The 26,778-nt window shown below is 61.2% G+C and carries 24 protein-coding genes; 14 read left to right on the top strand and 10 right to left on the bottom strand.

The genetic code is table 11. The features are described 5' to 3' along the window. Positions 1–11 precede the first annotated feature (11 nt). Positions 12–395: a hypothetical protein gene (locus KGA88_RS21625; protein WP_110662450.1), complete on the bottom strand. Its 384-nt coding sequence runs from the start codon at positions 393–395 to the stop codon at positions 12–14. Between the two features lie 322 nt (positions 396–717). On the opposite strand from KGA88_RS21625, the gene KGA88_RS21630 reads away from it, so the two are divergent. Continuing rightward, positions 718–2,637: an alkaline phosphatase D family protein gene (locus KGA88_RS21630; RefSeq protein WP_223594195.1), complete on the top strand. Its 1,920-nt coding sequence runs from the start codon at positions 718–720 to the stop codon at positions 2,635–2,637. Between the two features lie 2 nt (positions 2,638–2,639). Here the strand turns inward: KGA88_RS21630 and KGA88_RS21635 are convergent, their stop codons facing one another. After that, positions 2,640–3,728 carry a hypothetical protein gene (locus tag KGA88_RS21635; RefSeq protein WP_223594196.1) on the bottom strand — a complete coding sequence of 363 codons (1,089 nt, stop codon included), beginning with the start codon at positions 3,726–3,728 and terminating at the stop codon, positions 2,640–2,642. 95 nt (positions 3,729–3,823) lie between these two features. Between KGA88_RS21635 and KGA88_RS21640 the strand changes: the two genes are divergently transcribed. The 3 genes from KGA88_RS21640 to KGA88_RS21650 all read left to right on the top strand — a co-directional run bounded on the left by KGA88_RS21640 (position 3,824) and on the right by KGA88_RS21650 (position 5,020). Further along, positions 3,824–4,306 carry an adenylate kinase gene (locus KGA88_RS21640; RefSeq protein ID WP_223594211.1) on the top strand — a complete coding sequence of 161 codons (483 nt, stop codon included), beginning with the start codon at positions 3,824–3,826 and terminating at the stop codon, positions 4,304–4,306. Positions 4,307–4,514: 208 nt separating this feature from the next. After that, complete coding sequence (locus KGA88_RS21645) at positions 4,515–4,769, top strand: type II toxin-antitoxin system prevent-host-death family antitoxin (protein WP_056728535.1); 255 nt, start codon at positions 4,515–4,517, stop codon at positions 4,767–4,769. Continuing rightward, positions 4,766–5,020, top strand: coding sequence for a Txe/YoeB family addiction module toxin (locus KGA88_RS21650; protein WP_223594197.1), 255 nt, complete (start codon positions 4,766–4,768; stop codon positions 5,018–5,020). Before KGA88_RS21645 ends, KGA88_RS21650 begins: the two co-directional genes overlap by 4 nt. Before the next feature lie 8 nt (positions 5,021–5,028). On the opposite strand, the gene KGA88_RS21655 is transcribed toward KGA88_RS21650, so the two are convergent. After that, positions 5,029–6,204: an aspartate aminotransferase family protein gene (locus KGA88_RS21655; protein ID WP_110662029.1), complete on the bottom strand. Its 1,176-nt coding sequence runs from the start codon at positions 6,202–6,204 to the stop codon at positions 5,029–5,031. Between the two features lie 102 nt (positions 6,205–6,306). On the opposite strand from KGA88_RS21655, the gene KGA88_RS21660 reads away from it, so the two are divergent. Beyond that, a complete protein-coding gene (locus KGA88_RS21660) occupies positions 6,307–7,212 on the top strand; it encodes a LysR family transcriptional regulator (RefSeq protein ID WP_223594198.1) in 906 nt (301 codons plus the stop codon). Positions 7,213–7,247: 35 nt separating this feature from the next. Here KGA88_RS21660 and msrA read toward each other — a convergent pair whose 3' ends face one another. Genes msrA through msrB form a run of 3 tightly spaced genes read right to left on the bottom strand, consistent with a single transcriptional unit; the run spans position 7,248 to position 10,313 of the window. Beyond that, positions 7,248–7,955, bottom strand: a complete 708-nt coding sequence (msrA, locus tag KGA88_RS21665) for a peptide-methionine (S)-S-oxide reductase MsrA (protein WP_223594199.1) — start codon at positions 7,953–7,955, stop codon at positions 7,248–7,250. A 30-nt stretch (positions 7,956–7,985) separates the two neighbouring features. Then, a complete protein-coding gene (locus KGA88_RS21670; RefSeq protein ID WP_223594200.1) occupies positions 7,986–9,761 on the bottom strand; it encodes a cytochrome c biogenesis protein DipZ in 1,776 nt (591 codons plus the stop codon). Positions 9,762–9,794: 33 nt separating this feature from the next. Further along, a complete protein-coding gene (msrB, locus tag KGA88_RS21675; protein ID WP_223594201.1) occupies positions 9,795–10,313 on the bottom strand; it encodes a peptide-methionine (R)-S-oxide reductase MsrB in 519 nt (172 codons plus the stop codon). Positions 10,314–10,591: 278 nt separating this feature from the next. Here msrB and KGA88_RS21680 point away from each other — a divergent pair, with 278 nt between their 5' ends. Continuing rightward, positions 10,592–11,311, top strand: a complete 720-nt coding sequence (locus KGA88_RS21680; protein ID WP_223594202.1) for a response regulator transcription factor — start codon at positions 10,592–10,594, stop codon at positions 11,309–11,311. Further along, entirely contained in the window at positions 11,308–12,828 is a 1,521-nt protein-coding gene (locus KGA88_RS21685) for a sensor histidine kinase (RefSeq protein ID WP_223594203.1), read from the top strand. The genes KGA88_RS21680 and KGA88_RS21685 overlap by 4 nt, the downstream gene beginning before the upstream one ends. 271 nt (positions 12,829–13,099) lie before the next feature. On the opposite strand, the gene KGA88_RS21690 is transcribed toward KGA88_RS21685, so the two are convergent. The 4 genes from KGA88_RS21690 to KGA88_RS21705 form a co-directional block, all read right to left on the bottom strand. Continuing rightward, a complete protein-coding gene (locus KGA88_RS21690) occupies positions 13,100–13,855 on the bottom strand; it encodes a class II aldolase/adducin family protein (protein WP_223594204.1) in 756 nt (251 codons plus the stop codon). Continuing rightward, complete coding sequence (locus KGA88_RS21695) at positions 13,852–14,796, bottom strand: CobW family GTP-binding protein (protein ID WP_223594205.1); 945 nt, start codon at positions 14,794–14,796, stop codon at positions 13,852–13,854. Before KGA88_RS21695 ends, KGA88_RS21690 begins: the two co-directional genes overlap by 4 nt. Further along, positions 14,793–16,541 carry an amidohydrolase gene (locus KGA88_RS21700; protein WP_110662206.1) on the bottom strand — a complete coding sequence of 583 codons (1,749 nt, stop codon included), beginning with the start codon at positions 16,539–16,541 and terminating at the stop codon, positions 14,793–14,795. Before KGA88_RS21700 ends, KGA88_RS21695 begins: the two co-directional genes overlap by 4 nt. A gap of 82 nt (positions 16,542–16,623) precedes the next feature. Beyond that, a complete protein-coding gene (locus tag KGA88_RS21705; RefSeq protein ID WP_223594206.1) occupies positions 16,624–18,228 on the bottom strand; it encodes a 5-guanidino-2-oxopentanoate decarboxylase in 1,605 nt (534 codons plus the stop codon). Between the two features lie 298 nt (positions 18,229–18,526). Here KGA88_RS21705 and KGA88_RS21710 point away from each other — a divergent pair, with 298 nt between their 5' ends. From KGA88_RS21710 to KGA88_RS21740, 7 genes are all read left to right on the top strand, one after another. Continuing rightward, positions 18,527–19,432 carry a LysR substrate-binding domain-containing protein gene (locus KGA88_RS21710; RefSeq protein ID WP_110663185.1) on the top strand — a complete coding sequence of 302 codons (906 nt, stop codon included), beginning with the start codon at positions 18,527–18,529 and terminating at the stop codon, positions 19,430–19,432. A 296-nt stretch (positions 19,433–19,728) separates the two neighbouring features. Then, positions 19,729–20,820, top strand: a complete 1,092-nt coding sequence (locus KGA88_RS21715) for an ABC transporter ATP-binding protein (RefSeq protein ID WP_223594208.1) — start codon at positions 19,729–19,731, stop codon at positions 20,818–20,820. Positions 20,821–20,909: 89 nt separating this feature from the next. Beyond that, positions 20,910–22,022, top strand: a complete 1,113-nt coding sequence (locus KGA88_RS21720; RefSeq protein ID WP_223594209.1) for an ABC transporter substrate-binding protein — start codon at positions 20,910–20,912, stop codon at positions 22,020–22,022. 10 nt (positions 22,023–22,032) lie between these two features. Then, entirely contained in the window at positions 22,033–22,905 is an 873-nt protein-coding gene (locus KGA88_RS21725) for an ABC transporter permease (RefSeq protein WP_110662112.1), read from the top strand. Between the two features lie 7 nt (positions 22,906–22,912). Continuing rightward, positions 22,913–23,740: an ABC transporter permease gene (locus KGA88_RS21730; RefSeq protein ID WP_110662111.1), complete on the top strand. Its 828-nt coding sequence runs from the start codon at positions 22,913–22,915 to the stop codon at positions 23,738–23,740. 239 nt (positions 23,741–23,979) lie between these two features. After that, positions 23,980–24,684 carry a hypothetical protein gene (locus KGA88_RS21735; RefSeq protein ID WP_110662110.1) on the top strand — a complete coding sequence of 235 codons (705 nt, stop codon included), beginning with the start codon at positions 23,980–23,982 and terminating at the stop codon, positions 24,682–24,684. A gap of 382 nt (positions 24,685–25,066) precedes the next feature. Beyond that, positions 25,067–26,494, top strand: a complete 1,428-nt coding sequence (locus tag KGA88_RS21740) for a PLP-dependent aminotransferase family protein (protein ID WP_223594210.1) — start codon at positions 25,067–25,069, stop codon at positions 26,492–26,494. Positions 26,495–26,778: the final 284 nt, after the last annotated feature.

Below are 26,778 nucleotides of genomic sequence, written 5' to 3' on the forward strand. Positions count from 1 at the left end.
TTATTTCAACTTTATTTTAAATCACGCGGTGGATCGTACTTTTTTACCTCCGGGTCAAAACTTACGGACTTTTTCTTTGTAGTTTCACCTTTCAGCAGGCTTTCCAAACAATCATCGCGGAGATCTTTAATCACCTCGGCATCCGACTTTGCACTCGAAGAATATATTCGAGCATCAGCGATGGTCATTATCCAATCATAGTGTTGATTATCTCTCGCAAGTTTCTCAGTAAGAGCGGCAAGCTCCAAGCCTTTTGAACTTTTCTTAAGAAGCGTTCCTGAGTCCTCTACGAGCTTTTGTTTCTCCGAGTTCGATAAGCTCGACATTTTACTTTTTTCAAACACCAAATATAACTCTAATTTACCCTGACTAACAGAATCGAGTTCCTCCTTCATTTTACTACTCAACTCAGCTAGTTCAGGGCCAGTGCAGCGAAAACGCATTTCCGGTGAAGGAGTACTAACCCTTGACATCCACATATAACCAACTCTCCCTTGAGATACTTAAAATTACGTTTTCACCACCATTAAAAACAGCGGGCCAACTTAAACCTATGGCACCACACAATATTCATCTATAAAAAAACGCTCATTTCTTTACATCATTCACCTTCTGCCTCAGGCATCCCCTTCCCCAAACAGCCTGTAATGCTTAACAGGCAACAGAAACCATCTGCGGTATCATCGCCCGCCTGTGCGCCAAGAGCCTTGACCCTGGATGTCCGTACCCTTGCAATTGCCTGAACATCAAACCTCATTGCCACCGGTCCTCGCCGGCCCGCTGCTGCGGCGGCTGGAGCCAACGCGCCTGGTGTTGTGGCTGGTGGGATCGCGCGCCCTGGCGTTGACCCTGCGCTTGCAGGGCCGCGTCGACATCCGACTGGATACCGGGCAGTGCACGGTCATTGCGATAGGCGGCCAGGCCTTCGTGCATTTGATCGATGTCTCGCTGGACGCCGCCCTGCCCTGTGACGAACCTATCGAATACGACCTGCTGCTGGAAAACGGCAAAGGTATCGCCGATTGGGCGCCGCACCTGCTGTATGGCGATGCGGGTTGCCCGAACTTCGTCCTGCGCTCTCGCATCGATCAACTGCTCCATGGCTCCTGTCGCAAGCCTCATCATCCGGCGACCGACGGTTTGCTGTGCGTCGACGCCCTGCTCGCGCAGGAACACCAAGCCACGGACCGCCCGGCACTGCTGATGATGACCGGCGATCAGGTCTACGCCGACGATGTGGCAGGGCCGATGTTGCGGGCGATTCACGCCTTGATCGAGCGTCTGGGTCTGTACGGGGAGCATCTCGAAGGTGCCGTGGTCAGCGACAGTGCCAAGCTCTATGAGCACCCGGCCAGTTACTACCACCGTGCCGATCTGCTGCCGGCGCTGCAAAGCAATGAAACCCTGCGCGAGCGTTTTTTCGGTGGGGCGCGCAAGCCGATTTTCACCAGCAGCAGTGCCGACAACCACCTGGTGACCTTCGCCGAAGTCATGGCCATGTACTTGCTGGTCTGGTCGCCAACGCCCTGGACCCTGATCGCGCCCCAGGCCCCCACACTGACGCCGGAAAGACTGCAGCGTTACGCCCTTGAGCAGACGCGCATCGATGCCTTCAAGGCCGGCCTGGGCAACGTCTCCCGGGCTATGGCGCATCTACCGACGCTGATGATTTTCGACGACCACGACATCACCGATGACTGGAACCTTAGCGCGCAATGGGAGGAAACGGCCTACGGCCATCCGTTCTCGCGGCGCATCATCGGCAACGCGCTGCTGGCGTACATGCTGTGCCAGGGCTGGGGCAACAATCCGGATGCGTTCGGTGCAGTGCTGGAAAAGGCCAGTGCATTGAGCGCCAGCACACACGACAGTCACCTCGATTGCTCGGTTCAGGATGACTTGATCGATGACCTGCTGAAGTTTCAGCATTGGCATTACGTGCTGCCGACTACCCCCGCCATCGTGGTGATCGACACCCGCACCCGGCGCTGGCGCAGCGAAATGAACCTCAAGCAGCCGTCCGGCCTGCTCGACTGGGAAGCCCTCAGCGAACTGCAGCAGGAACTGCTGGACCATCCCAGCGCCATCATCGTTTCACCGGCGCCGATCTTCGGCGTCAAGCTGATTGAAACGGTGCAGCGGGTATTCAGCTGGTGCGGTTATCCACTGCTGGTGGACGCGGAAAACTGGATGGCCCATCGCGGCGCGGCGCAGGTGATCCTGAACATTTTCCGACACTCGCGCACACCCGGTAACTACGTGGTGCTGTCGGGCGATGTGCATTACTCCTTCGTCTACGAAGTGCTGATTCGCCACCGCAAGGCCGGGCCGCGCATCTGGCAGATCACCAGCAGCGGCATCAAGAACGAATTCCCCGCCACCCTGCTCGAGTGGTTCGACCGCCTCAACCGCTGGCTGTACTCGCCACGCTCGCCGCTGAACTGGCTGACCAAACGGCGGCGCATGCGCATCGTTCCCCACGTGCCCGAACACGCCGAAGCCGGTGAGCGGCTATGGAACTCGGCGGGCATCGGCCAGGTGTTTTTCAATGACCTGGGGCAGCCGCAGACGATCTATCAGCACAACTCGAATGGCTCGCCGAAGACCCGGATGATTGCCCCCGAGCACAATGACTGAAGCTATTGGCGATAACACGCCAGGCCATTGCCCAGGTCCACCGCCAGGCAATCGCCCTTGACCTCCAGCTCCAGGGTTTTGAAGACCCCGGACAAATCGCGCATCTGTGTGGGGTTGACGCGTTCGTCCCACATCAGGTCGATTGCCCGGCTGTCTGCCGCGACCTCGAACCATTGCGGGCTCTGATCGTCGCTCAACTTCACACCGAGTCTTTTCAGGGCCTTGCCCGCCGGAGCCGGCATGAGCAATTGCGCTTGCCGTGAATCGGTCCAGCGCTGGGTTTGCTCCGAACCGTCATCGAACGACCAATAGATATCCACAGGCTTGATCGCCGGCGGTTCGGCGGTCACTCCGTAGATCAGGGTCAGGATGTAGTTGTGATCAATTTGCGCGAGCGCTTTGGGGGCATTGCGAAAAAACTGTTGCGACTGTGCCAGGCCAAGCTGATCCGGTTGCCCATAAGTCATTTGACCGGTCGCGCGATCAACCTTCCAGCTCAAGGAAAGCGTGCGGGTCACGGGGTCGATGGCAAACCATTGTGGCGGTTGCTCGGCACTGCTTTGCAAACCGATGCGGGTCAGGGTTCGCTGTTCGGAAAACGGCAAGTACAGCTGTCGACCCACCGCGTTGTTCCACAACAGCTGGCTGGCCGGTCCCTGGTTGAACTCGAACGTCACCATCACCGGGGCGATGCTCGGCACGGGGCTGGAGCGGGCGTAACGCAGGTTCAGCACATAGTGGTTTTGCGCCTGCTTGAACATGTCGCCACCGTCGGGCTGATGCGCATCTTGCAGGTCTGCCAGACTGTGGGTACGGCTTAAATTGAACAGCAGGTTTTCGGCGGGCGGTTCGACGGCGTCACTGGTCAATGTCAGGGTATTGTCGACCCGCTTCCAGTGACCCTTGGCGGAACCTTCGGCTCCGGCGTACTCGATGAAGGCTTCAAAAGTGTTATCAGGCTCCAGCACCAGCTTGGAGTCGACTTCCCTGGCCTGCAGCGTGTAATTCCCGGCAATGCCCGGCTTCTCTGTCGCAAAATTTACGCCTGAAACCATGCCCAGCATCATCAACAACAGAATTCGAATCCACACTGACGGAGCTCCTTTCCCTTGAGTGAGCGTCGATTCTGCGGGTTCACCCGGCGGGACTCCAGCGAATGAAGATGAAATGTCGCAATGCACAGGACCTGGATCTGACGCGAACCCTGATCATCGGTAATTCCGGGTCCGGCAAGAGCTGGCTGGCCGAACGACTGGCCGGCCACCTGCAAGTGCCATGGGTCGATCTGGATTCGATTCATTGGCTGTCGGACCCGCACAGCATCGCCCGCCCCCGACCACAGGCATTGGCCATGGCGCGGATCGCGGCCGATGAGGAGCGCTGGGTAATCGAAGGAGTTTACGGCTGGATCGCCAGCGAAGTCCTCCATCGGGTCACGGCGTTGATCTGGCTGAGCATCGGGGACGAGGAATGCGTGGCCAACATTCACCAGCGAGAAACACAGGATAACGAACGGTTGGTGGCATTGCTGGAGTGGGCTGGCAGCTACCGCAAGCGTGATGATTCAAGTGGATTTGCTGCGCACCAGCGACTTTTCGAGGGGTTTTGCGGCGCGAAAATCCGATTGGCGGATCGAAAGGAAATCGCGACGCTGATTCATCACCTGTAAGTTTGCGCAGCTTTGGTCGAACACAAACCCAATGGATGGCATGTCACTCAGAATGGGATTACATCTGTCACGGAAACGTCCCGAGGAACATTCGGCGATACTCGATACAGACGTGGCTGCACTTTCCACGTAACAACCACTCGTAGGTATCGCCTTGCTAACATGTACTCATTTCTGTACGTTCTCTGCATCAAGCGAGGACAATCACATGGAAACCATCAACTACACCAACGCTCGGGCACACCTGGCGCAAACCATGGACCGGGTGAATGAAGATCGCGCCCCGCTACTGGTAACCCGTCAGAAAGGCGAGCCGGTAGTGATGATGTCATTGGCCGAATACAACGCTCTCGAAGAGACAGCCTATCTGCTGCGCTCCCCCGCCAACGCTGAACGCCTGATCAAATCAATCGGTAACCTGCGAGCCGGCAAAACCAAAACCAGGCAACTGATTGAAGAATGAATATCGAGTTCACTCCGGAAGCCTGGGACGATTATCTCTGGTTCCAGCAGAACGATAAGGCCGGGCTCAAACGTATCAACCTGTTGATCAAGGCTATCAAGCGTGAGCCTTTCGACGGTCTGGGAAAACCCGAACCGCTCAAGCATAACTTGAGCGGATTCTGGTCACGCCGGATTACGGCTGAACATCGTCTGGTCTATGCCGTTGAAGACGGCGAAATACGCGTCGTGATGTGCAGATACCATTACTGAGCAGAACTTCAGCCCTCTTTCACCACACCACTCACCCCCCTGACAATCATCTCCACCTCCCGCTCATCAAGAGTCAACGGCGGCAGCAGGCGAATGGTTTTCCCCCGAGTGACGTTGATCAGCAAGCCATGATCCCGGGCAGCGATCAGGCTCAGGTCGCGGATCGGTTGCTTGAGCTCGATGCCGATCATCAAACCCTTGCCACGAATCACCAACACGTTCGGATTGCCCGCCAACTCTGTGCGCAATCTATCGAGCAAGTGCTCCCCCTGACGCCGGGCGTTTTCCAGTAGCCCTTGTTCTTCAACGATCTCCAGCACGGTGCAGCCGACCCGACAGGCCAACGGATTGCCGCCGAACGTGCTGCCGTGACTGCCCGGCGTGAACAGTTCAGCCGCCTTGCCACGGGCCAGGCAAGCGCCAATGGGCACGCCGTTGCCCAGGCCCTTGGCCAGGGTCATGACGTCCGGGACGATGCCTTCGTGCTGGAACGCGAACCACTGGCCGGTGCGGCCGATGCCGGTCTGGATTTCATCGAGCATCAACAGCCATGAGCGCCGGTTGCACAGTTCGCGCACGGCCTTGAGATAACCCGGTGGTGCGAGTTGCACGCCGCTTTCGCCCTGGATCGGCTCCATCAACACCGCCACGATCCGCGAGCCAAAGGCCTGTTGCACCTTGTCCAGTGCTTCGAGGTCGCCGAACGGCACTTTGACGAAATCCCCCGGCAGCTGGTTGAACCCCAGGCGCACTGCCGGGCCATCGCTGGCCGACAAGGTGCCGAGGGTGCGGCCATGGAACGCGTTCTCCATGACCACCACCAGCGGCTGCTCGATGCCTTTGTGCCAGCCATGCAGCCGGGCGATTTTCAGTGCGGTTTCGTTGGCTTCGGCCCCGGAGTTGTTGAAAAACGCCCGGTCCATGCCCGCCAGCCGGGTCAATTTCTGCGCCAGCCGTTGCTGCCAATCGATGCTGTAGAGGTTCGACGTATGCAGCAGCAAGCCGGCCTGCTCGGTAATCGCCGCAACGATTTTCGGGTGGGAGTGGCCGACGTTGGTCACCGCCACACCGGCGACCGCATCCAGGTATTCGCGCCCAGCCTGATCCCACAGGCGAGTGCCCAGGCCCTTGTTGAAACTCAAGGCCAGCGGTTGGTAAGTGCTCATCAGGCAGGCGGCGGTCATGACATCAAGCTCCAGCAAGGGTCGGTGTTTTTGCAGTATGGTTAGCCACCAGAGCTGGATAAACAGCGAAAAACTTCAATCATTTAAAAGCAGAGCTTGATAATGGATCTGTTCCAGGCAATGACCGTCTACGTCAAAGTGGTGGAGACCGGCAGCATGACCGCCGCCGCTTTGCAGTGCGAAATGTCCACGACCATGGTCGGCAACCACCTCAAGGCCCTGGAGCAACGGCTGGGCGTGCGCCTGCTCAATCGCACGACGCGGCGCCAGCGGCTGACCGAGTTCGGCGCCGCGTACTACCAGCGCTGCCTGGAAGTCTTGGGGTTGGTGGCCGATTCCGAGCGCCTGGCCGAACAGGCTGTCGACGAACCGAGCGGCAATTTGCGCATCACCGCACCCTTGACCTTCGGGACCGAGCGCCTGGCGCCGGCCCTGAGCGAATTCAGTCGGCAAAACCCGCGAGTGAAACTCGACGTGGTGCTGACCAACCGGCGTCCGGACCTGCTGGAAAACGGTCTGGATGTAGCGTTTCGTCTCGGCGCGCTGGAGCCCTCCAACCTGATCGCCCGCCCGCTGATCGACTACACCCTGACCATGTGCGCGTCACCCGAGTATCTGGCCCGCCGGGGCACGCCGCGGACACCTGAAGACCTGCGTCAACACGACTGCCTGTCCTTTGCCTATCCGGCCGGGGATGACTGGCAATCGGTGCAAAAGGAATGGCGCCTGGCGGGCCCCGATGGTGAAGTCAGCGTGGGGGTCGGCGGTCCGATGCTGATCAACAGTTCGGCGGGGTTGCATCAAGCGGCGCGGACCGGCATGGGCATCGTGATGATGCCCGACGCCTTGGTCGAGCAGGACCTCAAGGACGGAAAACTGCTGGCCTTGATGCCCGATTACTGCCCGCCGAGTCGACCGATGCACCTGGTCTATGCCCAGGATCGCCACCGGTTGCCGAAACTGCGGCGCTTCGTCGAATTCGCCGTACAGATGTGGGGCAAACACTAGTTGATCCAACAGGCCATGCAGTCGCGGATCGCCATTTACATCCCCGCTTTCACCAGCACCGGTTGTTCCTGATAGCGATCCGGGTACAGCTGTTTCAATTGCGCCACTTTCGGCAGATCGTTGATCACGATGTACGGATAGGTCGGATGCTCGGTCAGGAAGTCCTGATGCTCTTCCTCCGCCGGGTAGAAACCGTTGAAGGTTTCGAGTTTGGTCACGATCGGTTTGTCGAAAGCATGGGCGGCATCGAGCTGGGTGATGTAGGCCTGTGCGACCCGCTGCTGCTCGGGGCTTTTGGTAAAGACCGCCGAACGATACTGGGTGCCGCTGTCCGGTCCCTGACGATTGAGTTCGGTCGGGTTGTGCGCCACTGAAAAGTAGATCTGCAGCAAGGTGCCGTAGCTGACCTGGGCTGGATCGAAAGTGACTTCGACCGATTCCGCATGGCCGGTATTACCGTCGCTGACACGCTCGTACTGTGCGGTATTGGCTGCACCGCCTGCATAGCCGGAGACGGCGTTCTTCACGCCTTTGACATGCTGGAACACACCTTGCACACCCCAGAAGCAGCCGCCGGCAAATACGGCGGATTCGCTGCGGGCCTGGGTGGTTTCATCGAGGGCCGGTGGTGGAATGATCACCGCCTCTTCGGCGCCGCCGAAGGAGAAGGCCGAACATTGGCTGATGATGCCGGCAGCCGCCAACCCCAGCAGGGTACGGCGCCAGGTAAAGAGGGTTTTCATGGGGCGAACTCCTGAAGCGTTGAAGGGATATCAGCCGAAGGTGAAGGCATAGGCCGACGCGCCCGGATCAAGAAACTCGATGCTGAAAGTCCGGTCGGTCACGCCACCGTTCTGCCGCACCAGTTGATACAAGCGCTGGTCAGTCACGGTGCCGCTGCCATCGGGGGCCACGTCCATGCCGTGGTCAGCACCCGGCGCCTTGCCGTCGATCAGCACCTTGAAGCGCACCGGTTTGCCATCGGCGCCTGGGCCGAGCACCAAATGCAAATCACGGGCGTGGAAGCGATAGACGATGCGACTGGCCGGTGCGTTGGCCGTGGCCCGCTCCGCGCCGACATGCCATTGGCCACCCAGGCTCCAGTCGTTGAGGGCCAGTTGCGTTGGTGGGTTGTAGGCCGCGACCTTGTCCGGTACCAGTGCAGTTTCCGGTACGAAATGTTCCGCGCGCTGATAACCGACGTAGGTTTCCGGCGACTGCACTTCGTTGCTGTCCGGGGCCATTTGCACGCCGTCAGACTTGGCATTGATCAGCCCGTCCGAGACCTTGGCGGCGCCGGCTTCACGCAGCAACTGCTGGATGACCCGCTCCGATTCGTCGTACGCGCCTTCGCCAAAATGGTGATAACGGATGCGGCCCTGAGCGTCGGCAAAATAGTGCGCCGGCCAGTATTCGTTGTTGAAGGCGCGCCAGATCTTGAATTCGTTGTCGATGGCCACCGGGTAGTTGATGCCCAAGTCCTTCATGGCTTTGGTGACGTTGTTGACGTCGCGTTCGAAGGCAAACTCCGGTGCGTGCACGCCGATTACCACCAGGCCTTGATCGCGATACTTCTCGGCCCAGGCTTTCACATAGGGCAGCGAACGCAGGCAGTTGATGCAGGAGTAGGTCCAGAAATCCACCAGCACGACCTTGCCCTTCAGCGCCTGGGCATCGAGGGGTGGCGAGTTGAGCCATTGTACGGCGCCATCCAGCGGCGGCAGGTTGCCTTCGACCGGCAAGGTGCCCGGGGTTTTGTCAGCCACTTGCACCGCGCCTTCGGAGGCCGTGTTCTGCGCCATCATCGCCGCGCTGTTGCGCGGAGATTTGCCGGACAGTTTCTCCACCAGTGCTTGTTCGATACCACCGGTCGATGCCGTGGAAAACCGCGCCAGAACGCCCGTGTCCAGACCCAGGGCAATCGCCGCCACACCGGCCAGCATCGCCGCGCCGAGGCCGCGACGCACCCATTCGCCAGCGCCAATCGAGCGCTTCATCGCCGAAAAGACTTTGCCGCCCAACAGCAACGCCAGTGCGAGGGAGGTGGCCGCACCTGCGGCGTACGCCAGCAGCAAAAAGGTCGTTTGAGTGCTCGCCCCTTGCAGCGCCGCACCGGTCAGCAACAAGCCCAGGATCGGCCCGGCGCACGGCGCCCACAGCAGGCCGGTGGCCACGCCGATCAGGAACGAAGCACCGGGACGCGGCCGCGCATCGGCGCCCGCCGCTTCCGACAAACGACTGCCCGCCGCCACCAACGGCCGGGTCAGGCGCTCGGCCAGTTGCGGCAGCAACAGGGTCAGACCGAACAACGCGACGAACACCAGCGCCAGCCAGCGCCCGTACTGGTTGAGCTGCACCACCCAGCCACCACCCACTGCCGCCAACGTGGCGACCAGCGCGAAGGTCAGCGCCATCCCCACCAGCAGCGGCAATCCGCTTTTGACGAAGGGTTGCCCGGTACGGGCGAAGACAAACGGCAATACCGGCAGAATGCACGGGCTGACAATCGTCAGCACACCACCGAGATAAGCGAGGACCAGCAGCCACATGGCGATTACCTGCAAAAAGTGAGTGGTAGGGAATCACACCGTCGTCGGCACGAACTTCATCGCCAGGCCGTTCATGCAGTAGCGCAAGCCGGTGGGTTTCGGGCCGTCGTCGAAGACATGCCCCAGATGCCCGCCGCAGCGCCGGCAGTGAACTTCCTCGCGGACCATGCCGAACGCACGGTCCTGACGGGTGGCCACGGCCTTGTCCAGCGGTGCCCAGAAACTCGGCCAGCCGGTGCGACTGTCGAATTTTGTCGCCGAGGAAAACAACGGCAGCTCGCAACCGGCACAAGCAAAAGTGCCGTCGCGGTGCTCGTTGTTCAGCGGGCTGCTGTAGGCCCGTTCGGTGCCCTCTTCGCGCAGGATGTCGTACTGCTCATCGCTCAGGATCGTGTGCCATTCGCTGTCGCTGTGGGTCACTTCGAACGCCTCGGCCGCGCTGGCCTCGCTGATCCATGCAGTGCCTGTGGAAAACTTTGGCAACAGGCCGATTGCCAGGGCCGTCATCCCCAGCCCGCCGCTCGCCAGAAGAAATTGCCGTCGTGAAAACATGCTCGTCTCCCAAAAATCCAGGGGTGTTTCATGGAACACAGCCTAGGCTTTGGGTGATCGCCAAATCCTCACGGGAAGTTAAACAATTCGTGATAACTCGGGCTCCGAAAAACCCGCACAATGCATAACGCCCGATCTTGAACACTGCTATTCCTGTGGGAGCGGGCTTGCTCGCGAAGGCGGAGTGTCAGTCGATGGTGGTACTGGCTGACCTGACGCTTTCGCGAGCAAGCCCGCTCCCACAGGTTTTTGCACATTGCGCTGAAGGATTGACCTGGATGGAACAGACCAAACGCGTCCTCGTGGTCGAGGACGACCAGCACATCGCCGACCTGATCTGCCTGCATCTTCGCGATGAGCAGTTCGAGGTGGTGCACAGCGCCGATGGCGCCGAAGGCATGCGCCTGCTGCAGCAAGGCAACTGGGATGCGCTGGTTCTCGACCTGATGCTGCCCGGCGTCGACGGCCTGGAAATCTGCCGCCGCGCCCGCGCCATGGCGCGCTACACGCCGATCATCATCACCAGTGCGCGCTCCAGCGAAGTGCACCGGATTCTCGGCCTCGAACTGGGTGCCGACGACTACCTGGCCAAGCCGTTTTCCATGCTGGAACTGGTGGCCCGGGTCAAGGCGCTGCTGCGCCGGGTCGATGCCATGGCGCGCAACCTGAAGATGGACGCCGGCAGCCTGCTCATCGACGGCCTGGCCATCGACCCGATCACCCGCGAAGTGGCCCTCGACGGACGGCGCCTGGACCTCACGCCCCGGGAGTTCGACTTGCTGTACTTCTTCGCCCGCCAGCCCGGCAAGGTGTTTTCGCGCATGGACCTGCTCAATGCCGTGTGGGGCTACAGCCACGAAGGCTACGAGCACACGGTCAACACCCACATCAACCGCCTGCGCGCCAAGATCGAGGCCGACCCGGCGCAACCGGTGCGCATCCTCACGGTGTGGGGCCGCGGCTACAAGTTCGCCTCCGGTGAGGAGCCACAGCCATGAGGCTGACCCTGACGCAACGCCTGTCACTGGTGTTCGCCGTGCTGCTGCTGGTGTGCTGCGGCACGTCGGCGTGGATGCAGGTGCGCTCCAACCAGATGCATGAGCAGGAAGTGGTGCAAGGCTTGTCCCGGGAACTGGCGCAGCACATCGCCAATGACACGGTGCTGATGGACACCCAGGGCCTGATGCCCAACGCCGTGCGTGACCTGTTCAGCAAACTGATGCAGGTCAACCCGAGCGTCGAGGTGTACCTGCTCGATTCCGCAGGCAAGATTGTCGGCAGCGCTGCGCCCGAGGGCCGGATCCGACGCGAACGGGTCGACCTGGCGCCGGTCCAGCGCCTGTTGCGCGGTGATGCCCTGCCGATTCTCGGTGATGACCCGCGCAGCCTCGATGCGCGCAAGGTGTTCAGCGCCGCACCGCTGAAAGTTGATGGCAAGCCGGCCGGTTATCTCTACGTCGTATTGCTCGGTGAGGATCACGACCGCCTGGCCGAACGTGGCGCGACCAGCGCGGCGCTCAACACAGCGTTGTTATCCATCGGACTGGTGGCGCTGCTGTGCCTGATTGCCGGTCTCACCGCGTTTGCCCTGATCACCCGGCCACTGCGCCGCTTGACCGAAACGGTCAGCCAGTTCGACATCGATGGGGTCCCGGTCACACCGGCCCTGCCTGTCGCGGTGGAAAAAACCGCGAGCCACGATGAAATCGCCGTGCTCGATGCCACGTTCCGGCAGATGCAGGCACGCCTGGGAGAACAATGGCGCTCGTTGACCCGCCAGGATCAGGAACGCCGCGAACTGGTGGCGAACATCTCCCACGACTTGCGCACGCCACTGGCTTCGCTACACGGATATCTGGAAACCCTGTCGCTCAAGGACGCCACGCTGTCTCCCGCCGACCGCCGTCGCTACCTCGGCATCGCGCTGGACCAGAGCCGCAAGGTCGGTGGCCTGGCTCAGTCGCTGCTGGAACTGGTGCGGCTGGAACATGGCTTCGTGCAACCGGTGCTGGAGCGCTTCTCTCTCACCGATCTGGCCCAGGACATCTTCCAGAAATTCGAACTCACTGCCGAAGCGCGCAAAGTCGAACTCAAGGCCACCTTCGCGCCAAATGCCTCGGCGGCCTGCGCGGATCTCGGGTTGATCGAGCGGGTGCTGACCAATCTGTTCGACAACGCCCTGCGCCATACCCCGGCCGGTGGCGAGGTCGAACTGGGCCTGCGTCCGCAAGGGTCATTCATCGAAGTCACGATCAGCGATACCGGCCCCGGCATTGCCCCGGAACTGCGCGAAGGCCTGTTCCTGCGCCCGTTCAACATCGGCGGCGCACGGCGTGATGGCGGGCTGGGGCTGCGGATCGTGCATCGCATCCTGCAACTGCACGGGCGCGAGATTCAGTTGATCGATGTGCCGGGGCGTGGGGCGACGTTTCGGTTTTCGTTGCCGATTGATGAAGAGACGGCATCGGCGTTGGCGGTGCGGTCGATGAACCTGAATACCCCGCGGCAGGCCTGACAGACCGAGGCGCCTGCATCGCGGGCAAGCCACGCTCCCACAGGGTCTCGGTTGCTCGCGGATTTTGCGTACACCCACACACCCTGTGGGAGCGGGCTTGCTCGCGAAGGCGTCCTTACACCCACCATCGATGTCGCCTGACAGGCCCTCTTCGCGAGCAAGCCCGCTCCCACAGTGGTTTTTGTCGGTCGCGGATTTTGCGTACATCCACTCACCCTGTGGGAGCGGGCTTGCTCGCGAAGGGGCCAGCACAATCAGCCGAGGATTCAGATCAGTCGCGATACCCCGGAGCCACCCGTTCCAGCAAACGCAACAACGCCGCCCAAGCCAGTTGCATCACATCCGGGTCAGCCAGCTCCCCCTCTTCCAGCGGCCGCCCCGGGTCATTGAATTGCCGCTCGGTATGCGCACAAACCTCATCTGATGGCAGTACCAACTCACCGGCAGCCATGGCCGCCAACTGAATGTCGCAGGCCTTTTCCAGGTAGTACATGCGCATGAACGCCTGGCCTACGGTTTCACCAACGGTCAGCAAACCATGGTTGCGCAGCATCAGCACCGGCTTGTCGCCGATGTCCTGCACGAGGCGCTCTTGCTCGTTCAAATCCAGCGCCACGCCTTCATAGTCGTGGTAAGCGACCCGGCCGTAGAACTCCATCGATATCTGGTTCACCGGCAACAACCCGCACTTCAGCGCCGCCACCGCGCAACCGGACTTGGTGTGGGTGTGCAGCACGCATTGCGCATCGTCACGGGCGCCATGGATGGCACTGTGGATCACGAAACCGGCCGGATTCACCGGGTATGGCGACGGCTCCACGGCGTGGCCATCGAGGTCGATTTTCACCAGGTTCGACGCGGTGATCTCGTCGAACATCAGCCCGTAAGGGTTGATCAGAAAATGATGCTCCGGCCCCGGAATGCGCACCGAGATGTGGGTGAAGATCAGGTCGGTCATGCGAAAGTGCGCAACCAGCCGATAGCAGGCGGCAAGTTCTTCACGCAACCGTTGTTCGGTCGGATTCATGCGCTCACCTTCACGGTGCAGGCCTCAAGCCCCTGCCCCAACGCTTCCCAGTCGTCGAAACCACGGCGGGCGATAAACACCAGGCGTGTGGTGACCGCCTGCGCTTCATCCGTGGCCGGCAGAAACTGACTGCGTGTGCCGACGTGTTGCAGCCAATGCGCCTTGTTGCCCTGCGCCAGCTTGACCAGCCCTTTGACCCGGAACACATCGCTGGGCAGCGCCTGCAACCAGCCACGCAATCCTTCTGCATCGAGGGGCTTGTCACTCTGCCACAGCCAACTGCTGAACATCTCGCCGTGATCGCCATCGGCCACCCGCGTCAGCGGTTTCACTGTGCGCGGCTCAAGCTCCAGATCCGTGTCGAGCCAAAGCGCATCCGGCAGCTGCGCCTGCACGCTTTCGTGTACTCGAGTCCTGAGGCCCAACGCGTCGCGCAGCGCCTGCAACTGCGCCTCGTCGACCAGGTCGGTCTTGTTCAACAGCAGCAAGTCGGCAGCGGCCACCTGTGCCCGGGCCAGTCGCGCGTACTCGCCATCGAGTTGCAGATGACGGGTGGCATCGACCACGGTGATGACCATGTCCAGTTGCATCTGGCTGCGCAGCTGTGGATAAGCCAGGGTCTGCACGATGCGCTGCGGGTCGGACACGCCGCTGCACTCGATGACGATGCGCTCCAACCTTGGTTCAAGCTGCGCCAGGCTGCCGAGTTGCGCCAGCAGGTCTTCCTGCACGGTGCAGCAGATGCAGCCGTTTTGCAGGCTGTACACCGCGTCGGTGACTTCGGAGACGATGGCCGCATCGATGTTCAACTCACCGAAGTCGTTGACGATCACCGCCAGTCGACTGCCTTCGGCACGGCGCACCATGCGATTGAGCAGCGTGGTTTTACCGGCGCCGAGGAAGCCCGAGACGACGGTCACGGCGATGCGTTGGGAAGTCATTCTGCCTTGCCCTCCAGCACCGGTGGTTCGCCCTGCCACACGGCCTTGAGGCCGACAGCTTCGAGCGTCGAATGGCGGTCGTAGACCAGTTGCCCTTCAACGAAGGTCAGCAGCACCTGGGTCTTGTGGATGTAGTTGCGCGCTGGCTCGGCGAACAGGTCGCGGTCGATCACGATCAGGTCCGCCGCCTTGCCCACCTGCAAGCTGCCAGTGCTGTGCTCCAGGCCCATGGCGATCGCACCGTTGCTGGTGATCACGGTCAGTGCCTGTTCGAGACTGATCGGGTCACCGAAGCAGGCCGGGTCGTCGTTCCACGGGTTCTGCCGGGTGATCATGGTTTCCAGCGCCAGCCACGGGTCGATGGACGCCACCGGCCAGTCGGTGCCCATCACCGCAGTGCCGCCAGCAGCGAGCACGCCCTTGAAGTCGTAGATACGCTTGAGGCGTTCCTGCCCGTAACCGGAACGCGCGCCGCTGGCGAACGGTGTCGGGTACCAGGCCGCCGGGGAAAACTCGGCGATGACATTCAGTTCCTTGAAACGCGGCAGGTTGCCCGGATGCAGCAAGGTGCTGTGGGCGCACTGGTGGCGCACACCGCTGAAACCATTGCGACGGCGGGCCTCGGCCACGGCATCGAGGAACACGTCGGAGGCGCCGTCGCCGGTGCAGTGGGCGATCACGCGGATGCCCTTGCGGTCCATGTCCACCACCATGTCGGTAATGTGTTCCGGGGTCAGGTTGAGCTTGCCGCGCCAGCTTTTTTCTTGCGGCCAAGGGGTCAGCAGATACGAAGACTTCGGCTCCACGGTACCGTCGAAATGGAACTTCACCGCGTTGGCGCTCAGGCGTGCGCTGCGGTAGTAGTGACGTTCGCCGGCCAGCAGTTCCCAGCGGCGACGCACCGGGAAAATGTCGTCCTGCCAACTGATCGCCGCCTCGATGCGCACGGTCAGTTCGCCGCTGTCGTCCAGCTCCTTGAGGGCCTGCAAGCGCTGTTCGCAGACGTGCACGTACTTGCTCGCCGTGACGCCACGGGAACTCTGAAAGTGCACGCCATCGCGGTAGGCGCGGCGCAGCACGCTGACCGGGGTCGGCGGCATGGCGGCGTGGATCATCGCGTAGGCGCCGTCGATCATCAGGCCGGTGGGTTCGCCGGTCAGCTCGTCACGCTCGAAATAGCCGTTGCGCGGGTCGGACGTGTTGCCATCGATGCCGGCCAGTTCCAGGGCCTTGGAGTTGACCATCATGGTGCCCCACATACGGTCGAGCAACGCCACCGGGCGGTCCGGCATGACGCTGTCGAGCCAGGCCCGGCCCGGGGTCAGGCCGGCTTCGCGGAAGGTGTAGCGCACCCAGTACTGACCGTAGATCCAGCCGTCGCCGGGATGGCTGTCGGCGTAGGCAAGAATGCTTTCGCGCAGCTGTTCCGGGGTTGGGTCTTCGATGCCGACGTCGAGGTCATCGGCGTAGCGCGGCGCCAGCGCGAGGTCGGGGTGGGTGTGCATGTCGTGCAGGCCGGGCATGCAGAACGCGCCTTGCAGGTCATGCACACGGGTGATTGGGCCCTTGAACATTTCGATCTGGCTGAGCCCGGCGACACCGATCAACTTGCCATCGCGAATCGCCACCGCTTCGGCCCATGGGTTGGCAGGGTCCTGGGTGTAGATGCGACCGTTGACGAGGATCAGGTCGGCATAGGTCCCCTGCACGGAATGGGTAGAGGAAAAGTTATCGGACTCAGCCATGTAAGCCACCTTCGAGTTCAGGGAGATTGAAAGGTCCACCGTTCGTTATGCGAGTCGGGGACCTGAAAAAATTGTTGTTGTTTTAGTCAGCCAGAAACGTCGCGGCGTCGACCTCGACCATGACCGGTTGGTTGATGTTGTCGAGTTGCCCCAGCAGCTCGCGCAAGCCATGCAGATTGCTCACCCGGTGATGGCTGACGTGGCAGCTTTGCGCGAGCGCGGCGAAGTCCGGCGTGAGGATGTCCACCCCCAGCAACGGCACCGCCTTGGCGTTCATGTAGTCGCGGATTTCCGCGTAGCTGCTGTTGTTCCACAGCAGCAGGATCACGCCGACGCCGGCCTCTTTGGCGGCGATCAGTTCGGCGCTGGAAAACTGCAAGCCACCGTCGCCGACCAACGCCACCACCGGGCGCAATGGCTGGGCGAGCTTGGCGCCGATGGCGGCGGGCAAACCGTAGCCGAGGGTGCCGTAACCGCTGCCGGCGTTGAACCAGCTGTTGGGAGTTGGCGCGCGGTAGCCGAGGGCGCCCTGATACACCGGTTGAGTCGAATCGCCGACAATCAGTGGCTGCGGCAGGTGATCACGGACCGTATCGAGCAACGCTTGCATACGGCTCTGTTTCGCGCTCCAGCCAGCACGTTCGATGGCGTTGACCCGGCTCACCCGCTCACCTGCCCAGGCCGAATCGGCCTGGCGTTGCGGCAGGCGCTCCAACAGCGCGAGCAAGCCCTGTTCGGCATCACCCAGCAAACCGACCGTGGCCACTTGTACGCCGAGGATTTGCAGCGGGTCGATGTCCAGACGAATCAGCGGCGCCTTGAACGCCACCGGGCCGAGGCCGAAAAAGTCGTAGTCGGTTTCACCCAGTTCGGTGCCGACCGCCAGCACTGCATCAGCCTCGGCGATCAGTTCACGACCATGGGCCGACGACAGCACGCCATCGAGCAGCAACGGATGTTCGGCGCACAGCAAACCACGGGCGTTGGTGGTCAGTGCCACGGGTGCCTGCAAGCGTTCGGCGAGTGCGGTCAGGACTTCAGAGGCCCGGTGCGCACCACCACCGGCCAGAATCAACGGACGCTTCGCCTTGCTGATCAGCGCAACCGCCGCGTCAATGCTTTCCAGCGCCGGGGCTGGCGCGGCCGGCAACGAACGCGGGCGCAGGTCCAGATCGTCGGCAGACATCTCCAGCACATCCAGTGGAATCTCGATGTGCACCGGCCGTGGCCGCGTGCAGCCAAACAAGGCAAAAGCCCGCGCCAGCACTTCCGGCAATTGCGACGGGTGCTGCAATGTATGACTGAAAGCGCAGACCCCGGCGACCAGCGCGCGCTGATCCGGCAGTTCATGCAGGTGACCATGGCCCAGGCGCAGGTGTTCGCGACGGTTGCAGGTGGAGATCACCAGCATCGGCACCGAGTCGGCATAGGCTTGGCCCATGGCGGTGATGATGTTGGTCATGCCGGGACCGGTGATGATGAAGCACACCCCGGGCTTGCCACTGGCACGGGCATAACCGTCGGCCATGAACCCGGCGCCCTGCTCGTGGCGCGGGCTGATGTGCTGCAGGCGACTGCCGTGCAGGCCACGGTACAACTCGACGGTGTGCACGCCGGGAATGCCGAAGACGGTTTCAACGCCATAGCCTTCCAGCAACTGAACGAGCGCCTCGGCACAACGGGTCATGCAGCACCTCTTGGATAAGGGGCCGCATCGGCCCAACGACGAATGGGGCTAGTATTGTTGAATCAACCGATACAACAATCGATTTTTTTTGGCCTGACTGTTCGATTTACGTCACCATACGGAAGGCCAAAGGTGAACCTGTGGTGAGGGAGCTTGCTCCCGTTGGGCTGCGTAGAAGCCCCAATTGCATGACACGACGAGCTTTGCGCCTGCTGCGCAGTCGAGCGGGAGCAAGCTCCCTCGCCACAAGGAACCGGTGTTCGCTGGCCTTTTCTTCCATCTTTGAACGGGATGAATTATGCGCTTTCCTTCGATGACAGCCCTTCGTGCGCTGGATGCGGTTGCCCGCACAGGCAGCGTGTCGATCGCCGCCCGTGAACTGAACCTGACCCGCAGCGCGATCAGCCACCAGATCAGCAAGCTTGAGGAGTGCGTCGGTTTTGCCCTGACCGAGCGCATTGGCCGGGGCATCGGCCTGACGTATCAGGGCGAGCGTTATGCGCGGGAAGTCCACGGGATTCTGTTGAACCTGCTCGATGCCGGGCAGTTGATCGACGACCAGGAGATTTCCGGACGGCTGTGCGTCAGCTGCGCGCCGGGGTTCGCCACCTATTGGCTGTGCCACCACATCGGCGCCTTCTTGCGGCAGTACCCGCAAGTGCAATTGCAGCTGATCTCCCCGCGCACACCGGACGACGTCAACAACCCCGCCGTCGACCTGTTCATCGCCTACGGGATTGGCGACTGGCCGGAAATGAATGTTGAAGAAATCGTCGCGCTGCGCTTTTTCCCGGTGTGCAGCCCGCGCTTGATCAACGCCTTGAGCGGCCTGAAAAGCCCGCAGGAACTGAGCAACTACCCGTTGCTGCACATGACCGACTATTCGGACTGGCGCGTGTGGCTGACCGCCGCCGGTGCTTCCGGGGTCAACGCGACCAGCGGAATCCTGTTCTCAGACGCGCACTGCGCGCAGTCGGCGTGCATCGCCGGCCAGGGCATCGCCATCGGCGACAACCTGATCAGCGGCGATGCGTTATCCAAGGGTTTGCTGGTGCGGCCGTTCGAGATCACCATTGATCTGCACCGTGGCTACTACCTGGCTTCCGACCCGCAGAAGGCCGAGCGTGCGGTGGTCCAGGCCTTCAGCAATTGGGTGAAGACGCAGTTGCAGTCATCCCATCAAACCTGGCAGGACACCCTCTAATACTCACCGCATACCCAATGTGGGAGCGGGCTTGCTCGCGAAAGCGGTGGGTCAGTCAGCAAACATGTTGAATATGACGCCGCCTTCGCGAGCAAGCCCGCTCCCACATTGGGCTCTGTTTCGGTGCATCTGGCGGAGATGGAAACAACGCTTATTTGTTCAATAAAACTAACCAATACGAGCAAAATAATTCCATTGATGTAGCGATATTTTTAACAATAATAAGCCTCAAAGCCCATTTCGGATTCACATCCGTCCTCGTACGTCTTATGGGCAATAAAAAGAGGAACCTCATTGTGTCCAGCCGTTCAGCGATTCAGCTCAGCGCTCAAGGTATCAGCCAGTATTACGGCCGTTTCGCGGCGCTGGATAACGTCGATCTCGACGTTCGCAAAGGCGAATTTCTTACCCTGCTGGGTCCGTCCGGCTCGGGCAAGACCACCTTGCTGATGATCCTGGCCGGCTTCCTCAGCCCGACGTCGGGCAAGCTGATGGAGCAAGGCGTCGACATCATCAAGCGCTCCGCCGAGAAGCGGAACTACGGCATGGTGTTCCAGGGTTATGCACTGTTCCCGCACATGACCGTGGCCGACAACGTCGCCTACCCGCTGCGCATCCGCAAAGTCCCGGCCGAAGAACGCAATCGTCGGGTCAAGCACATCCTTGAAGTGGTCGGCCTCGGCGCGCACATGCACAAGAAGCCATCCGAAATGTCCGGCGGCCAGCAACAGCGCGTGGCGATTGCCCGGGCGCTGGTGTTCGAGCCGGAAATGCTGCTGCTCGACGAGCCGCTGTCGGCGCTGGACAAGAACCTGCGCGAACAACTGCAGACCGAGCTGCAACGCATCCACCGTCAGGTCGGCACCAGTTTCGTCTTCGTCACCCACGACCAGAACGAAGCCCTGGCACTGTCCTCGCGCATCGCGATTTTCAACCACGGCAAGCTGACCCAGGTCGACACCCCGGAAAACATCTACAACCGCCCCGAGAGCCGCTTCGTCGCCGAGTTCCTCGGCAAGATGAACCTGTTCCCGCTGGATAACCTGACCCGCAACGGCCAGACCGCCAGCGGCCGTTGCGGCACCAGCGTATTGCATGCCCAGGCCCCGAACGCACTGAGCGCGGCACCGATCGTGTTGGCCGTGCGCCCCGAGCACATGGAACTGCACAGCGACTGCCCGACTCGCGACGGCTACAACGTGATGCCGGCGCAACTCACCGACAAGGTCTACCAGGGTTCCAGTACCCACCTGGCACTCAAGGTCGGCGGCGACACGCTGCCGATCAACCTGTCCGTGCCCGGCAATCACCCGGGCGCGCTGATGCAAAGCGGTGCCCCGGTGTGGCTGAGCTGGCCGGTGCAACAAAGCTTCCTGCTACAGGCCTGACCCCCAAGAAATTGCGTCACAAAGCTCTCTTCCAATGACAACAAAAAGGCCGGTGCCCACGCAGGCACCCGCCGCCTGAGGACTTGCCCATGCGCCAGGATCACCAACAAGACTGCATCGAAGTGCTTATCGAAAAGGCCCGTGACGGTCAGGTCAACCGTCGCACCTTCATCCAGGCCATGGGCCTGCTGGCCGCGGTACCACTGGCGCTACGCAGCGGCATCAGTTGGTCGGCGGACAAGCCGCTGGTAGTGGTCAACTGGGGTGGCGATGCCCTGAATGCGTTCCGCTCGGCATGGACCGACACCTTTACCAAGAACACCGGCATCCAGGTGCGCATCGATGGCGCCGGCCCGACCGAGGGCGCGATCCGCTCGCAACTGGCCAGCGGTCAACCGAGCTGGGACGTCGTCGACGTCGAGAGCTACAGCGCCATCGTGCTGGGCCGGGAAAAGATCCTGCAACCGCTGGACTACAACACCATCAAGCGTGATCAAGTGGCCCCGGCGCTCTCCTCCGATTTCGGCATCGCCAGCTACCAGTTCAGCTACGTGATGGCCTGGGACAGCGAAAAATTCGGTGAAAACGGGCCGAAGACCTGGGCCGATTTCTGGGACGTGAAGAAATTCCCCGGCAAACGCACGCTGTACAAGTGGATGAACGGCATGCTCGAAGCGGCGTTGCTGGCCGACGGCGTTCCGGCTGATCAGTTGTACCCGCTGGACGTGCCACGGGCGATGAAAAAAATCGACGAGATCAAGCCCCACGTGCTGTCGTTCTGGAGCTCGGGCGCCGAGAGCCAGCAACTGATGGTCGACGGCGAAGTGTCGGTCGGCGCGATCTGGCACACCCGCGCCAAGCTGCTCAGCGAAGACACCGACAACCGCGTGCGCTGGAGCTTCGACAACGGCTTCATCAACTCCAGCAGCTGGGCGGTGCTCAACGGCAACCCGGGCGGCACCCAGCCAACCATGCAGTTCATCCAGCAAGCGTTGCAGCCTGATGGCCAGCTCAAGCTGTTTGAACTGCTGGGCAACGGACCGTCCAACAGCGCCACGGAAAAGCTCATGTCGGCCAAGCAACTGGAAGCGAACTGCGCCTCGGAAGAAAACCTGAAAAAGCAGATCGCCCTCAACGCCCAGTGGTACGCCGATAACTACTCCAAGGCCCTCGAAGAGTACCTGACGCGGTTGTCCAAGTGAGCCTGTGACCATGACTACCACCCTGACCTCAACCCTGACCGCCCCCAAGCCCCGCTTCAGTTCGCCGGGCCTGGAGCGCGGCTTGCTGTTGTTCCCGCTGCCGGTGTTGCTGCTGGTGTTCTACGTGTTGCCATTTCTCGGCGTGGTCGGCTGGAGCTTCTCGCTGCCGACGCCGGGCATCGAGCAGTACCAGCGCATCGCCACGGACCCGGCCATCCACGAGATGCTCTGGCGCACCTTGCGCCTGTGCCTGACCGTCAGTGGCCTGGCCTTGGTGATCGGTTATCTGCTGGCGTACTGCTGGGTGTTCAGCCCGCCGTTCTGGCAGCGGGTGGTGGAGATCTGCATCTTCATCCCGTTCTGGATTTCCGTGTTGGTGCGCGCCTTCGGCTGGCTGATTGCCCTGCGCAGCAACGGTGTGCTCAACAACGGGCTGATGGGCATGGGCCTGATCGATCAGCCGCTGCAACTGAGCCGCAACGAGATTGGCGTGGTCATCGGCATGCTCCACGTCATGATCCCGTACGCGGTGTTCCCGCTGCTGTCGACCATGCGTCAACTCGATCAGCGTGTGCTCATGGCGTCTCGCGGTTTGGGTGCCGGCGCCTTGCGCACCTTCTGGCAAGTGCTGTTGCCGCAGACCCTGCCGGGGATTCTCGGCGCGTTCATCATGGTCTTCGTGTTCTGCCTGGGCTTCTTCATCACCCCGGTACTGTTGGGTGGCGGGCAAACGGTGATGATCGCCGAATACGTGTTCCTGCAAATGTTCCAGACCAGCAACTGGGGCCTGGGGGCGGCACTGAGCGTGGTGTTGCTGGCCTTGGTCAGCGCGCTGATCTGGGTGTTGTTGAAAATGACCCGCGTGAACCGACTGGTAGGCTGAGATAACCATGAATACCCATCGCACAAGCCTGAGTACCCGGCTGCTGGCCGTGATCGCCATGGCCTTCATGCTGTTCCCGCTGCTGACAGTCATTCCGGTGTCGTTCACCAGCAAACGCTTCCTGTCGATGCCCGAAGGCAACTGGTCGCTGCGTCACTACGAGGCGCTGGTCAGCAACCCGGACTGGTTCCATGCGATCAGCCAGAGCCTGACCATCGCCTTCGCCACCAGCATCATCGCCACTTTGCTCGCGGCGAGTTTCAGCCTCGGCATCTGGTACATGCGCTCCAAATGGGCCACCGCGCTGATCGGCCTGGTGCTGTTGCCGATGGCGATTCCGCCGGTGATTTCCGCGCTGGTGCTGTACTTCATGGAAACCAAGCTCGGCCGCTTCGCGCCGGGCATGGGCTACGACACCCTGACCGGCGTGGTGATTGCCCACGTGATCATGGTGGTGCCGTATGGCGTGGTGACCATGCTGGTGGCGTTGAGCAACATCGACCGGCGCATCGAACTGGCCTCGCGCAACCTCGGCGCCAGCCTGATGCAGACCACCTTCATGGTGATATTGCCGAACCTGAAACTGGGCCTGGCCTCCACCGCCCTGCTGGGTTTCGCCCTGTCCTGGGAAGAGGTGGCGGTGACGCTGTTCATCACCAGCGTCAACGTCGACACCCTGCCCAAGCGCATCTGGAGCGGCTTGCGCGATAACGTCGACCCGAGTGTCGCGGCGATTTCGGTGTTGTTGATCAGCCTGACCTTGCTGGTGCTGATCGGCAGGCTGGTGGTGCAGCATCTGGCGGACAAGCGTGCGCAGAAATTGCAGCATTCCTGATCACACCTTGTAGGAGCGAGCTTGCTCGCGATGGTTTCAAGGACACCGCGTTCATTCAGGATGAACGCGTTATCGTTGACGTCCATCGCGAGCAAGCTCGCACCTGCAAAGGATCAAAAACTTGACCAGCCGCCTGTTCGCCCGTGACAACGTCGCCCCGGTCCAATAGATTAGTCGGCCTGAAAAAGCCCCCAAGCTTTCTCGCCCCTATTCAAGTTCAAAGAAGTAGTGAAATTTCAATGTCCGATTCCAACACCGCCGAATCCGTAGTTACCTTGTCGTCCAAAGCGGAATACGAAAACTCCATCAATCTTTCACAACACGTACCCCAGGCGAAAACCATCAGCGAGATGGTGCTGGACGCGTTCCAGTCCACCCGCGAAAGCGACCAGATCCGCGAACTTCGCGCCGCGATCCGCCACGCCCACGACAGTTTCGACGACGATAAGGCCTACGAACTGATGGGTCAGCTCAAGCAGCTCAAGGACGCCGAGTCGGCAGACATCGCCGCCCTGGAAGACCTGAGCAGCAAATTCCCGATCAGCCGCATCCTGTCCAGCTTCAAGGACGATCCGGCGTTCCAGGAAATCGTCTACGGCCTGGCCCTGAAAGTACTGAACCAGACGCACCAGGCCATCAGCAACCCGAGCGGCGGCAAGAGCAAGGCTGCCAAGGCCAAGAAAGAAGTCGAAGTGTTCACCATCAGCAAGGACGGCATCAGCGTCACCTTGCCGCTGCGCACCCCGCGTTCGCGCCTGAACGTCGACCGTGAAGCCCTGGAATTCCTTGGATTCACTTTCGTTGGCGAAGGCGAAGAGGCGGAGCTGGAAAGCGAGACGTTCCTGGACAACAGCGGCGCCGAGCAAGCGGTCAACCGCAAGAACATCATCACCGCCCTGCAGCAGCAGACCGCGTTCGATGGTTACAGCATCGCCGCGCAGTAATCACGGCAGTTGTGGTGAGGGACTTGCCTGTGGCGAGGGGGCTTGCCCCCGTTCGGCGGCGAAGCCGTCGTAAATCCGGCGAATGCGGTATTCCTGCAATAACTCAAATAGTTTGATTAGGGGTGGCTGCGCCACCCAACGGGGGCAAGCCCCCTCGCCACAGGCAAGCCCCCTCGCCACAAGGTCCTCAGCGACCAGTCAAGAGCCCCGCCATCAGTGCGGGGCTTTTTATTGCCCGTGATTCGGGCAAAACCGCGATTACTCTTCCAGTATCGACGCAGAACAACACTTCCCTTAACCCATGAGCACCACGGGTCCGCCTGCGGGGAGCGTCAACTCACTTTCCAGCCCAGACCTCGGTGGTGCAACTGCTGAGGTCATCATGAACACGACTCCCTTGTATCGCCAACTGGCCAACCACTATCTGGACGCGATCCGCAGCGGCACCCTGAAAACCGGTGAACGCTTGCCCTCGATCCGCTTGATGATGGAAAAACACGCCGTCAGCCTGTCGACCGCCGTGCAGGTGTGCCGGGAACTGGAGGACTACGGTGTGCTGGAAGCCCGGCCGCGCTCCGGCAACTACATTCGCCAGCCCGACTCCGCGCCCAAACCCGCCCCGGCCTTCGCGCCAGCGCTGGATTCCAGTATCTATGTCGGTATTCATGAACAGGTCTGCGCGGTGCTCAAGGCCAGTCAGCGCGCGACGATCAAGGTCAATTTCGCCAGCGCCTACTGCGCGCCAGAGCTGTACCCGCTGAAGACCTTGCAAGACAGCATGATCAAATCCCTGCGCTACGACGCCAACCTGCTCGGTGCCGCGGGTTCGACCTGCGGCAACAGCGCCTTGCGCAACATCCTTGCCCGGCGGGCTCTGGCCAGCAAGACCCACCTGGCCCCCGAGCGGATCGTGATCACCAACGGCGCCAGCGAAGCGATCAACCTGGCCTTGCGTGCGGTCACCCGTCCTGGCGACACCGTGGCCGTGGAGTCGCCGACGTTCTACGGTTTGCTGCAAATTCTCGAAAGCCTGAACCTGCGCGCGCTGGAAGTCCCGGCCTCGGCCCACACCGGGCTCAATCTGGCAGCCCTGCAACTGCTGCTGCAGGGCCCCGAACGGGTCAAGGCATTGATCGTCATTCCCAACCTGCAAAACCCGCTGGGCAGCATCATGACCGACGCCAACAAGGCTCGGCTGGTGAAACTGTGCGCCGAGCACAACACCGTGCTGATCGAGGACGACACCTACGGCGACCTGGTGGACAGCGAGCAGCCGCTGTCCACGCTCAAACATTGGGACCGCACCGACAACGTGATCTATTGCGCCTCGCTGAACAAAACCCTGGCACCGGGCATCCGCCTGGGCTGGATCAGCGCCGGCAAATGGCACGACCGCGTGGAGATGCTCAAGCATACGCAGTCGCGGGGGTGTGAGGTGTTATCGCAATTGGCGGTGAGCGAATTCATCCGCACACCGTCCTACGAACGTTACCTGCGGCGGTTGAGGAAAACCCTGACGGTGCAACGCGAGCAGATGAGTGCAGCGATCAGCCGTTATTTCCCCATCGGCACCAGCGTGACCCATCCGCAAGGCGGCACGCTGTTGTGGGTGGAACTGCCTCGCCGGCATTCATCGATGATGCTTTTTCAGGAAGCGCTGAAGGTCGGCATCCAGATTTCGCCTGGGGATATCTTTTCCAACGCCCATCGCTTCGATCACTTTGTACGCATTGGCTGTGGCGCGCCGTATTCGCCACGGATTGATGAGGCTTTGGCGACTTTGGGGCGCATTCTCAAGAATCAGGGCTAACACCTCCCACAAGGGATTTTCGGTGAGCACAACATCAGTGAACGACAGCAATCAACTGTGGGAGCGGGCTTGCTCGCGAAAGCGGTGTGTCTGACACGTCAGTTTTGAATGTACTGACGCCTTCGCGAGCAAGCCCCCACAAGGGATTTTCGGTGAACACAACATCAGTGAACGACAGCAATCAACTGTGGGAGCGGGCTTGCTCGCGAAAGCGGTGTGTCTGACACGTCAGTTTTGAATGTACTGACGCCTTCGCGAGCAAGCCCCCACAAGGGATTTTCGGT

The sequence above is a fragment of the Pseudomonas sp. A-R-19 genome (assembly GCF_019956575.1).
Taxonomy (GTDB): domain Bacteria; phylum Pseudomonadota; class Gammaproteobacteria; order Pseudomonadales; family Pseudomonadaceae; genus Aquipseudomonas.